The 11,816-nt window shown below is 71.9% G+C and carries 9 protein-coding genes; 3 read left to right on the top strand and 6 right to left on the bottom strand.

What is annotated here, in order from left to right; genetic code table 11:
- Positions 1 to 68: 68 nt before the first annotated feature.
- Positions 69 to 1,517, bottom strand: a complete 1,449-nt coding sequence (locus tag ABME01_RS15505; RefSeq protein WP_353829329.1) for a dipeptidase — start codon at positions 1,515 to 1,517, stop codon at positions 69 to 71.
- Between the two features lie 43 nt (positions 1,518 to 1,560).
- Here ABME01_RS15505 and ABME01_RS15500 point away from each other — a divergent pair, with 43 nt between their 5' ends.
- Complete coding sequence (locus ABME01_RS15500; protein WP_353829328.1) at positions 1,561 to 2,139, top strand: DUF3043 domain-containing protein; 579 nt, start codon at positions 1,561 to 1,563, stop codon at positions 2,137 to 2,139.
- A gap of 87 nt (positions 2,140 to 2,226) precedes the next feature.
- On the opposite strand, the gene ABME01_RS15495 is transcribed toward ABME01_RS15500, so the two are convergent.
- On the bottom strand, positions 2,227 to 3,372 hold the full coding sequence (locus ABME01_RS15495) for an alkaline phosphatase family protein (RefSeq protein WP_353829327.1): 1,146 nt from the start codon (positions 3,370 to 3,372) through the stop codon (positions 2,227 to 2,229).
- A gap of 78 nt (positions 3,373 to 3,450) precedes the next feature.
- Between ABME01_RS15495 and ABME01_RS15490 the strand changes: the two genes are divergently transcribed.
- Positions 3,451 to 5,916 (top strand): DNA gyrase/topoisomerase IV subunit A, encoded by a 2,466-nt coding sequence (locus ABME01_RS15490; protein WP_353829326.1) that lies wholly within the window; start codon positions 3,451 to 3,453, stop codon positions 5,914 to 5,916.
- A 76-nt stretch (positions 5,917 to 5,992) separates the two neighbouring features.
- Here ABME01_RS15490 and ABME01_RS15485 read toward each other — a convergent pair whose 3' ends face one another.
- The gene (locus tag ABME01_RS15485) at positions 5,993 to 8,071 is read right to left on the bottom strand and encodes a DNA gyrase/topoisomerase IV subunit B (RefSeq protein WP_353829325.1); all 2,079 of its coding nucleotides are present in this window, start codon (positions 8,069 to 8,071) and stop codon (positions 5,993 to 5,995) included.
- Positions 8,072 to 8,215: 144 nt separating this feature from the next.
- Between ABME01_RS15485 and ABME01_RS15480 the strand changes: the two genes are divergently transcribed.
- A complete protein-coding gene (locus ABME01_RS15480) occupies positions 8,216 to 8,452 on the top strand; it encodes a DUF7455 domain-containing protein (RefSeq protein WP_353829324.1) in 237 nt (78 codons plus the stop codon).
- Between the two features lie 91 nt (positions 8,453 to 8,543).
- Here ABME01_RS15480 and ABME01_RS15475 read toward each other — a convergent pair whose 3' ends face one another.
- From ABME01_RS15475 to ABME01_RS15465, 3 genes are all read right to left on the bottom strand, one after another.
- Positions 8,544 to 9,287: a type 1 glutamine amidotransferase gene (locus ABME01_RS15475; protein WP_353829323.1), complete on the bottom strand. Its 744-nt coding sequence runs from the start codon at positions 9,285 to 9,287 to the stop codon at positions 8,544 to 8,546.
- Entirely contained in the window at positions 9,284 to 10,537 is a 1,254-nt protein-coding gene (locus tag ABME01_RS15470) for a Mur ligase family protein (protein WP_353829330.1), read from the bottom strand. Before ABME01_RS15470 ends, ABME01_RS15475 begins: the two co-directional genes overlap by 4 nt.
- A gap of 10 nt (positions 10,538 to 10,547) precedes the next feature.
- On the bottom strand, positions 10,548 to 11,816 hold a 1,269-nt coding region (locus tag ABME01_RS15465; RefSeq protein ID WP_353829322.1), incomplete at its 5' end, for an RNA polymerase sigma factor.

Genomic DNA, 11,816 nt, shown 5'->3' with positions numbered 1-11,816 from the left:
GTCGGGGGGGGGTCCCCCGGGCGCGGGGGGGAGCGGGGGGGCGCCCGCGGGCCCCCCACGGATCGGCGTCACTCCCCCGCGCGCTCCTGCATGCGGGCGAGCAGGAGGGCCTCGGTGAGCACCGCGCGCCGGAACACGCCGAGGTGCAGCGACTCGTTCGGGCTGTGCGCGCGCGAGTCCGGGTCCTCCACGCCGGTGACGAGGATCTGCGCAGCCGGGAACTCCTCCACGAGCTCGGCGATGAACGGGATCGACCCGCCCACGCCGATGTCGACGGGATCCCTCCCCCATGCCTCGGCCATGGCGGCGCGCGCGTCGGCCACGGCCCATCCGCTCGTGTCGACGAGGAACGGCTGGCCGGTGTCGACGTCGTCGATCTCGACGTGCGCGCCGAACGGCGCGTGCGCGAGCAGGTGCGCGCGCAGGGCCTCGTACGCCTCGCGCGCATCCTGGCCCGGCGCCACTCGCGTGCTCACGCGCACGGTCGCCTTCGGGATCAGCGTGTTCGACGCGTTCGCCACCGACGGCGCGTCGATGCCGGTGATCGTGATCGACGGCTGCGCCCAGATGCGCGAGAGGATGCTGCCCCGGCCGATCGGCGAGACGCCGTCGAGGAGGCCGGCCTCCGCGCGGAGCTGGGCCTCGTCGTACGGAGGCGTCTCGAGCTCGGTCGAGGTCAGGCCCTCGACCGCGACCGCGCCGTCGGCGTCGTAGAGCGAGTCGAGCAGGCGCACGGTCGCGAGCATCGCGTCCGGCACCGCACCGCCGAACATGCCCGAGTGCGACGCGTGGTCGAGCGTCGAGACCGTGAGGCGGAACGTCACGTTGCCGCGCAGGGCGACCGTGAGCGCGGGGGTGTCGACGTCCCAGTTGTTGGAGTCGGCGACGACGATCGCGTCGGCCTCCAGCAGGTCGCGCTGCTCGCGGAGGAAGTTGCCGAACGACGGCGATCCGTCCTCCTCCTCGCCCTCGATGAACAGGGCGATCCCGAGGTCCGGGTCGGGTCCGAGCACGTCGACGAACGCGCGGATGGCCGCGACGTGCGCCATCACGCCGGCCTTGTCGTCCGCGGCGCCGCGTCCGTACAGGCGGTCGCCGCGCAGCGTGGGCTCGAACGGCAGCGACTGCCAGTCCTCTTCGCGTCCGGGCGGCTGCACGTCGTGGTGCGCGTAGAGCAGCACCATCGGGCGGCCGTTGCGCGGGGCGCGGCGCGCGACGACGGCCGGGTGCCCGGTGCCGTCGCCCTCGGCGACGGGCGCGCGGCGGATGTCGACGACCTCGAACACGCCGAGGCCGCGCACGAGCTCGGCGATCGCCTCGGCGCTGCGCTCGACGTGCGCCGGGTCGAACGCGTCCCACGACACGGACGGGATGCGCACGAGGTCGGTCAGGTCGGCGACGGTGGCGGGGAACCGGGCCTCCACGGCCGCGCCGAGGCGCTCGGCGACCGAGGCGTGCTCGGCGTCCGCGGAGGATGCGGGGTCGTCGGAATCGGGGGCGGGTGCGGTCTCGGTCATGCGGGTAATCTTAAGAGGAACCGATTTCGACGAGGACTTCCCCGTGGCCAAGCATCCCAGCACCGATTCCCCCGCCCCCGAGACCGGCGACGCCCAGGCGGCGCCGAAGGTCGGAAAGGGCGCCCCGACCCCGACGCGCGCGGAGCGGGAGGCCGCCAACCGGCGCCCGCTCGTGCCGAACGACCGCAAGGAGGCCGCCAAGCAGGCGCGCACCAAGGCCGCGGAGGCGCGCGAGCGCGCCCGGATCGGCCTCGCCGCGGGAGACGAGCGCTACCTGCCCACGCGCGACCGCGGCCCGCAGAAGCGCTACGTGCGCGACTACGTCGACGCCCGCTTCAGCGTCGGCGAGATCCTCATCCCGGTCATGTTCGTCGTGATCGTGCTGACGTTCGTCCCGAGCTACGAGGTGCAGACGATCGGCATCCTGGCGCTGTGGTCGTTCTTCCTCATCTCGATCGTCGACGTGGTCGTCATGGGCTTCACGCTGCAGCGCAAGCTGGCTGCGAAGTTCGGCGCGTCCAAGGTCGAGCGCTTCCGCTGGTACGCCGCCATGCGCGCGCTGCAGCTGCGCCCCCTGCGCCTGCCGAAGCCGCAGGTCAAGCGCGGGCAGTACCCCTCCTGATCCGCAGCCGGCACGAGCCGGCGCGATGCGACGACGGATGGCGCGGCGGCCCGCCGCGCCATCCGTCGCGTCGTCCCTGAGGGGGGCTCAGTCGCGCGCGTACGCGCCCAGCCGCAGGAGCGGGACGCGGGTCTCCTCGTCGGTGAGCGAGCCGTGCTGGCCGACCATGTCCTCGCCGCGCCGGTCCACCTCGCGCCGGTCGTAGTAGGCGACGCCCGCACGGGCGGCGACGAGGATGTCGGCGATGCGGTCGAGGTTGCCCTCGTCGACGTCGCCGTAGAGTCCGGCCGACACGGCCTCGTCGCGGGAGACCACCCACGCCCGGTCGCCCTCGGCGTCGCGCCAGCGATCCAGCAGCGCGGCCCGGGCCGCGTCGTCGAGGGCGTCGTCGAGGACGAGCCCCAGGCAGCGCGGCTCCCCGGCGACGTGGCGCACGCCCTCCACGAGGGCGGGTTCGGCGTCGATGAAGACGTGCCGGTGCGGCGGCACGTCGATGACGCCGTGGTCGGCGGTCACGAGCAGCCCCGTGTCCCGCGGCATCCGTCGTTCGAACGAGGCCAGTTCAGCGTCGAGCGCCTCGAGCGCGGCCAGCCACCGATCGGACTCCCAGCCGTGGGCGTGCGCGACCTGGTCGAGCTCGGAGACGTAGAGGTAGACGAGCGCCGGCCCCTCGTCGAGGACCTGCAGGGCCTCGGAGAACCGATCGGCGATCTTCGCGCCGGCGCGGTACTCCGCCCCGCGGAGGACGGCGCGCGTGAAGCCCGACGTCGCGTAGCGCATGCCGCCCACGGCGACGGCGCGCACGCCGCGCTCGCGCGCCCGATCGAAGACGGTGTCGTGCGGCTGCCACGTCTCGGGGACCATCCGGTCGTCCCATCCGCTCAACTGGTTCACGACGCGATCGTGCGCGCGGTCCGGGACGCGGAAGCCCATGAGGCCGTGCGCTCCCGGCATGAGCCCCGTGGCGAAGCTGGCGATCGCGGCCGCGGTCGTCGACGGGAAGACGGTGCGGATCACGTCGCGCTTGGCCATCCGGCTCGCCAGGAAGCGAGCGTGGCCCGCCCGGGAGCGCAGGTTGTGCGCACCGAGACCGTCGACGAGCACGACGACGGCGGAGCGGACCGCCGGGAGGTCGAATGCGCCGCGGCCTCCGCCGATCGACGCGAGTGCGGCCGGCAGCACGCCGGTGAGCCGCGGGGTGTCGTCGGCGGGCACCGGTAGCATGGCTGGCATCGCGCCCAGTCTGGCACAGGCCGGGCGCGGCCCCGTTCCCCCAGTGCGTGCCCGGCACGCCCAGCGCAGAGACGACGAATGACCCCAGGCACGAACGACTCCTCCCCGAAGATCGCCGAACGGATCGACGACATCGACGTCGCCGAGGAGATGCAGGGGTCGTTCCTGGAGTACGCGTACTCGGTGATCTACTCTCGCGCCCTTCCCGACGCGCGAGACGGCCTGAAGCCGGTCCAGCGGCGCATCCTCTACATGATGAGCGACATGGGCCTGCGCCCCGATCGCGGCCACGTGAAGTCGGCCCGCGTCGTCGGCGAGGTGATGGGCAAGCTCCACCCCCACGGCGACAGCGCGATCTACGACGCGCTCGTGCGTCTCGCCCAGCCCTTCACGATGCGGGTCCCGCTCGTCGACGGCCACGGCAACTTCGGATCGCTCGACGACGGGCCCGCGGCGGCGCGATACACCGAGGCTCGGATGGCGGCGCCGGCCGTCGCGATGACCGAGGACCTCGACGAGGACGTCGTCGACTTCATCCCGAACTACGACAACTCGCACCAGCAGCCCGAGGTCCTGCCGGCCGCCTTCCCGAACCTCCTGGTCAACGGCGCGAGCGGCATCGCGGTCGGCATGGCCACCAACATGGCGCCCCACAACCTCGTCGAGGTCGTCTCGGCGGCCCGGCACCTGATCCTGAACCCCGAGGCCACGCTCGACGAGCTCATGGAGTTCGTGCCCGGACCCGACTTCCCCTCCGGCGGCACGATCGTCGGGCTCTCCGGGGTCCGCGACGCCTATGCGAACGGCCGCGGCTCGTTCAAGACCAGGGCGAAGGTCTCGATCGAGCAGATCACCCCGCGCAAGACCGGTCTCGTCGTCACCGAACTGCCGTACCTCGTCGGGCCCGAGAAGGTCATCGAGAAGATCAAGGACGGCGTCAACGCCAAGAAGATCACGGGCATCTCCGACGTCACCGACCTCACGGACCGCACCCGCGGGCTCCGCCTCGTGATCGGCGTGAAGACCGGGTTCAACCCCCAGGCCGTGCTCGAGCAGCTCTACCGGCTCACCCCGCTCGAGGACTCCTTCAACATCAACAGCGTCGCGCTCGTCGACGGCCAGCCGCAGACGCTCGGCCTCCGTGAGCTGCTCGAGGTCTACCTGGCGCACCGCATCCGGGTGATCACGCGCCGCTCCGAGTACCGCCTCGCGCGCAAGCGCGAGCGGCTGCACCTCGTCGAGGGCCTGCTCATCGCCATCCTCGACATCGACGAGGTCATCCAGGTGATCCGCTCGAGCGACGACGCCGAGGTCGCGCGCACGCGGCTGCAGGAGGTCTTCGACCTCAGCCGCCTGCAGGCCGAGTACATCCTCGAACTGCGGCTGCGGCGGCTCACGAAGTTCTCACGGCTCGAGCTCGAGACCGAGCGCGACCAGCTCCTCGCCGACATCGCGGCGCTCGAGGAGCTCCTCGCGAGCGACGCCCGCATCCGCGCGCAGGTCGCCGAGGAGCTCGACCGCGCCGCGGAGCGGTTCGGCACGCCCCGGCGCACGCTGCTCACCGAGGCGCGCGTGCAGCCCAAGACCCGCAAGGCGATCGATCCGGCCACGCTCGAGCACGCCGACGTGCCGTGCCGGGTGATCCTGGGAGCGACCGGTCGGATCGCCCGCGTCGACGCGCCCGAGGGCGAGTCCGCCGTCGCGATCACCGCACCGTCCCGGCGCTCGAAGCACGACGGCGTCCGTTCCGAGGTCGCGACCACCAGCCGGAGCGAGATCGGCGCCGTCACCTCCGCCGGCCGGCTCATCCGGTTCTCCCCGCTCGACCTGCCTGCGCTGCCGCCGAACTCGGTCCAGCTGGGCGCGGGTGTGCGGATCGCGGACTACCTCGCGCTCCCCGACCGCTCGGAGGAGGTGCTCGCCGTCGTCTCGCTCGACTCGCAGCAGCCCATCGTGCTCGGCACCGAACAGGGCGTGGTCAAGCGGGTCACCCCCGGCACCTACCCGAACCGGCCCGACTTCGAGGTCATCGGCCTGAAGCCCGGCGACCGGGTCGTCGGCGTCGCCCAGGGCGGCGACGACGACGAGCTCGTGTTCGTCACCAGCGACGCCCAGCTGCTGCACTTCCCCGCCTCCGCGGTGCGTCCGCAGGGCTGCCCGGCCGGCGGCATGGCGGGCATCAAGCTCGCGGCCGGCGCACGGGCCGTCTCGTTCACGGCACTCCCCCGTGCCGACGTCGAGTCGTCGGTCGTGGTCACCATCGCGGCCTCCGACGAGACGCTCCTCGGCACCGACCCGGGGGCGGCCAAGGTCACCGACTTCACGGAGTTCCCCGGGAAGGGCCGCGCGACCGGCGGCGTTCGGGCCCACCGGTTCCTGAAGGGGCAGGATGCGCTCGCCCTGGCGTGGGTCGGGCCCGGACCGGCACGGGCGCTCGGCAGGGACGGTTCGCTGCGCACCCTCCCGGACAGCGGCGGCAAGCGCGACGGCTCGGGTCAGCCGCTCGAGGCGGCGGTGCAGGTGATCGGTCGGCCCATCCGCTGAGCCGGGCGCCGCTCCGGCGACCGCTGTCGACACGCGGCGGCACGGGCCCGTCGGGCCCGAGCCGGATCGGTGCGCCTCAGGCGTCGATGCGCTCCCGCGTGAGCGCGGCGGCGCTGCCGACGATGAACTCCTTGCGGGGCGCGACCTCGTTGCCCATGAGCAGCTCGAACACGCGCCCGGCGTTCTCGGCATCGGCCACGCCGACCCGCCGGAGGGTGCGGTGCTTCGGGTCCATCGTCGTCGAGGCGAGCTGGTCGGCGTCCATCTCGCCGAGACCCTTGTAGCGCTGGATCGGGTCCTGGTACTTCTTGCCCTGCTTGCGCAGCGTGGCGAGGACGCCGGTCAGCTCCTTCTCGGAGTACGTGTAGATCACGTCGTTCGGCTTGGAGCCCGGGTTCATGACCACCACTCGGTGCAGCGGAGGCACCGCCGCGAAGACCCGGCCGTCCTCGATCATCGGCCGCATGTACCGGAAGAAGAGCGTCAGCAGCAGGGTCCGGATGTGCGCGCCGTCGACGTCGGCGTCGCTCATGATGATGACCTTGCCGTAGCGGGCCGTCGAGAGGTCGAAGCTGCGCCCCGAGCCGGCGCCGATGACCTGGATGATCGACGCGCACTCGGCGTTGCCGAGCATGTCGGCGATGCTCGCCTTCTGCACGTTCAGGATCTTCCCCCGGATCGGCAGGAGTGCCTGGTGCTCGCTGTCGCGCGCCAGCTTCGCGGTGCCGAGCGCCGAGTCGCCCTCGACGATGAACAGCTCGCTCTGCGCGACATCCGTCGAGCGGCAGTCGACGAGCTTCGCCGGCAGGGAGGAGGTCTCGAGGGCGTTCTTGCGCCGCTGGGTCTCCTTGTGCGTGCGCGCGGAGATGCGCGCCTTCATCTCGGAGACGATCTTCTCCAGCAGCAGCGACGTCTGCGCCTTGTCGTCGCGCTTGGTCGAGGCGAACCGCTCGCCGAGCGCCTTCTGCACGACCGAGGCCACGATCGAGCGCACGGCCGGGGTGCCCAGCACCTCCTTCGTCTGGCCCTCGAACTGCGGCTCGGGCAGTCGCACGGTGAGGACGGCGGTGAGCCCGGCGAGGAGGTCGTCCTTGTCGAGCTTGTCGTTGCCCACCTTGAGTCGCCGTGCGTTCTGCTCCACCTGCTGGCGGAGGAACTTCAGCAGTCCCTGTTCGAATCCGGCCTGGTGCGTGCCGCCCTTGGGCGTCGCGATGATGTTCACGAAGCTGCGCATGACGGTCTCGTAGCCGGTCCCCCACCGCAGCGCGATGTCGACGTGGCAGTGACGCTCGACGTCGGTCGGGATCATCGCCCCGTGCTCGTTCAGGACGGGGACGGTCTCGGTGAAGCGGCCGTCGCCCGACAGCCGCCAGATGTCGGTGACCGAGCCGTCGACCGAGAGGTGGTCGACGAACTCGGAGATGCCGCCGTCGAAGCGGAAGCGGTGGACCTCGGGCTCCTCCCCGCGCTCGTCGGTCACGGTGATCTCGAGCCCGGGGACGAGGAAGGCGGTCTGCCGGGCACGGCCGAGCAGCTCGTCGAGCTGGAAGCCGGCTCCCCTCGTGAAGATCTGGGGGTCGGCCCAGTAGCGCACCCTGGTCCCCGTGACGGCCTTGGCGACACGCCCGACCTTGCGCAACTCGCTCGATTGCTCGAACGGACGGAACGGAGCACCGGGAGACGGGGACCCCGCGTCGTCGAAGATGCCGGGCTCGCCGCGGTGGAACGACATCGCCCAGGTGGCGCCGTTGCGATCGACCTCGACGTCGAGCCGCTCCGAGAGGGCGTTGACCACCGAGGCGCCGACTCCGTGCAGCCCACCGGAGGACGAGTACGACCCCGATCCGAACTTGCCGCCCGCGTGCAGCTTGGTGAAGACGACCTCGACGCCGGAGAGCCCGGTCTTCGGCTCGATGTCGACCGGGATGCCGCGCGCGCGGTCCCGCACCTCGACGCTGCCGTCGGCGTGCAGCACGACGTCGATCTCGGTACCGTGGCCGGCGAGGGACTCGTCGACGGCGTTGTCGATGATCTCCCACAGGCAGTGCATGAGGCCGCGGGAGTCGGTCGACCCGATGTACATGCCCGGGCGCTTGCGCACCGCCTCGAGGCCTTCGAGGACGGAGAGGTGGCGGGCGGAATAGTCGGAGCTCACGTCGGACAAGCCTAGTGAGGGCCACCCCCGGTCCCGGCTCCGGCACTTCGCGCAGAGCGAAATGGGGCCCGCACGGAAGGTTCGCGCCTCCCGACGTGTTTTCATTGAGTGAAGGGAACGGCTCGAAGCACAGAAGGAGGCGCCATGACCCAGTACACCGAGACCGCCGGTGCCGTCGACGACGTCGACGCCCCGCATGAGCTCACGGCGCTCGACCGCTGCGATGCCTGCGGTGCACAGGCCTACATCCGCGTGGTCGTCTCCAGCGGCGAACTCCTCTTCTGCGCTCACCACGGCCGGAAGCACGAGGAGAAGCTGTCGCAGATCGCCCACAGCTGGCACGACGAGTCGAGCCGGCTCCTCACCGACACGCGCGACTGACGCGCCCCACGACCGCACGAAGGCCCCCGGATCGATCCGGGGGCCTTCGTCGTCTGCGGACGGCCGGCGCGATGACCGTGCCCTGGGCCCGTCAGGCCGAGGCGGACGTCGCCACGCCGGCCGCGCGGAGCTGCGCGGCCCTGGCCGCGTCGGCGTACCCGTCGACGACGCCGGTCCGCTCCCCCGGTTCGTACGCGAGGCCGGCGCGCTCGCACATCCGGGCCAGGATGGCGTCGGCCAGCTGCGGGTTCTTCGCGAGCACCGGGCCGTGCAGGTGGGTGCCGAGCACGTCGCCCATCCGGACGCCCTCCTGGCCCGAGCCGCGGCCGTTGCCGGAGCCCGCCTGGACCCGCCCGATCGGCGAGGCCTCGGCACCGACGTAGTCACGGGCGTGGTTCTCGAACCCGACGAGCAGGCCCAGGCCCCCGGCCGCCCTGACGACGAGGTCGCCGGCGACGCGATCGTCGCGCGGCACGGCGCGACCGGCGAGGATCCCGAGCCCTTCGATCGATCGACCGTCGGCGAACTCGATCCCCCAGCTCAGCAGTTCCCAGCCGGTGCCGACGGCGAGGATGGGGACGCCCTCGGTGCCCCAGCGTCGCAGTTCGTCGTGCATGCCCAGCAAGGCGCCGCGGGTGCGATCGAGGGAGGCGTCGCTCCCGGAGCCGAGCACCACGGCGTCGACCCGCTCGGGGAGGTCGGCGGCCTCCTCGACCGCGACGACCCGCGAGTCCAGGCCCGCCCAGCGGGCGCGGGCCGCCAGCACGGCAGCGTTCTCGGCGTCGCCGTTCGTGTTCTGCAGCGAGGGCAGCAGCGAGACGATCGTGAGGGTCATTCCGCTCCCGTCAGTCCGAGGTGGGCACGGGTCCGCCGCATCGCGTCGGCGGAGAAGACGATCGTCTTCACGCCGGTCGCGGGTGCGGGCGCCGCGAGGAAGTCGTCGAGTGCGCGCCCCAGGTCGTGCTCGACGCGATCGATCGCGACGCCGTCGTACGCGAGCATGAGCGCGGCCTCGTCGGCCTTGGACCCGCTCACGATCGAGACACGGCCCAGCGAGGAGGCATCCGTCGGCCAGAAGTAGGACGGGTCGCGGACGTCCGACCCGATCGCGAAGAGGACCTGCTCGGTCCCCTTCGGGATGCTGTCGACGTTCAACTGGTAGCTCGCGGGGTTCTGCACCAGCACGAAGTCGACGTCCTGGCCCCGCACCGTGACCCGCTCGCCACGGCCGAAGACCGCGGGGATGGAGCCGAGTGCGGTCGCCGCGACCTCCGGGTCGAACCGCGCGCCGAGCACGGCGCGCGCGGTGGCGTAGGCGGCAGCGGCATCGACGGCGTAGTGGGTGCCGCGAGCGGGCAGCCGGACCTCGACCTCGTCCTCGCCGTCGGCGAGGACGGTCGACGCGCCGTCGACGGATGCGACCACGACGCCCGCCCCGCGATCCAGTCGCTCCGGCGCGGTCTCGGTGTGCCCGAGGCCCCGCGGGGCGGCCGCGAGCACCTCGGCCGAGACGCCGAAGCGATGCACCTGCACGCCGTCGTCCAGGTCGTCGGCGAGACGGCCGAGGTAGCCGTCGTCGGCGTTCACGATCACGGCGCCGTGGGCCCGTGAGGCGATCCGGGCGAGCATCGACGCGACCATCTCGGAGTCGTGGAAGCGGTCGATCTGGTCGACCATGACGTTCGTCAGGGTCACCACGCGCGCGTCGACGCCCTCCATGACCCGCGCACCGTGCCCTTCGTCCATCTCGAGCACCGCGACGTCGCCGGGCACGCGACCGCGCCAGTCGGCCTGCTCCAGCAGCGCGGAGGTGAGGCCCTGGCTGATGTTCGCGGTCGAGGGGTTGGTGAAGACGTCCTCGCCGTGGGCCCGGAGGATCGCGACGAGCATCTTCGTGGTGGTCGACTTGCCGCTCGAGCCCGAGACGACGACGAGGCCCTGCGGGAAGCCGGAGAGCGTCGTGCGGAGGTAACCGGGGGCGATCGAGTTCACGACGAGGCCGGGCACCGCCGAACCGCCGCCCGGCTTGCGCAGCCGGGCGGCGATCCTGGTGAGCCGGCCGACGAGGATCGCCGGCGCGTACATCACGTGCGGCCTACTCGAGGTAGTCGCGCAGCGACTGCGAGCGGGACGGGTGGCGGAGCTTCGCCATCGTCTTCGACTCGATCTGGCGGATTCGCTCACGGGTCACGCCGAACGTGTCGCCGATCTGGTCGAGTGTCTTCGGCATGCCGTCGCCGAGGCCGAAGCGCATGCGGATGACGCCCGCCTCGCGCTCGCTCAGGGAGTCCAGCAGCGACTCGAGCTGCTTCTGCAGCATCGTGAAGCCCACCGCGTCGGCCGGCACGACCGCCTCGGTGTCCTCGATCAGGTCGCCGAACTCGCTGTCGCCGTCCTCGCCGAGCGGGGTGTGCAGCGAGATCGGCTCGCGGCCGTACTTCTGGACCTCGATGACCTTCTCCGGGGTCATGTCGAGTTCCTTCGACAGCTCCTCGGGGGTGGGCTCTCGACCGAGGTCCTGCAGCATCTGCCGCTGCACGCGGGCGAGCTTGTTGATGACCTCGACCATGTGCACCGGGATGCGGATGGTGCGGGCCTGGTCCGCCATGGCTCGGGTGATCGCCTGGCGGATCCACCACGTGGCGTAGGTGGAGAACTTGAAGCCCTTGGTGTAATCGAACTTCTCGACCGCGCGGATCAGGCCGAGGTTGCCCTCCTGGATCAGGTCCAGGAACTGCATGCCGCGGCCGGTGTAGCGCTTGGCGAGCGAGACCACCAGGCGAAGGTTGGCGCCGAGCAGGTGGCTCTTCGCCCGCTGGCCGTCGCGGGCGACCCACTGGAGTTCGCGGCCGTACTGGCCGCGCTTCTCCTGGTCGCTCATCTGCGACAGCTTCTCCTCGGCGAACAGGCCCGCCTCGATGCGCATCGCGAGCTCGACCTCTTCAGCCGCGTTCAGCAGCGCGACCTTTCCGATCTGCTTCAGGTAGTCCTTGACCGGGTCTGCCGTCGCGCCGGTGATGGTCGTCGAGTAGACCGGCATCTCGTCCTCGTCGTCGGACGCGCGCAGGACGATGGCACCGGTCGGGTGGGGCTCGGCGGCGGGCGCCTTGTCGCCCTTGCCGCCGGCATGCTCGTCGCCGGCGTCGGCCTCGTCGATCGCGGCGTCGTCGACGTCGGCCTCCTCGAGCTCCTCCGCCGTGGCGGCCTTCGACTTGGCCGACTTCGCCTTGGCGCCCTTCGCCGTCGACGTGCGCGGGGTCTTCGACGCAGTCGTCGCGCTGCTCTTCGCACCCGCCTTGGCGGAGGCGGTCTTCGTCCTGGTCGACGCCGACTTGGACGCCGTGGCGCGCTTCGCGGTCGTGCC

Source organism: Agromyces litoreus (assembly GCF_040496015.1).
Taxonomy (GTDB): domain Bacteria; phylum Actinomycetota; class Actinomycetes; order Actinomycetales; family Microbacteriaceae; genus Agromyces; species Agromyces litoreus.
The sequence above is the reverse complement of the archived record's forward strand: the minus strand, read 5'-3'. Positions and strand labels throughout refer to the sequence as shown.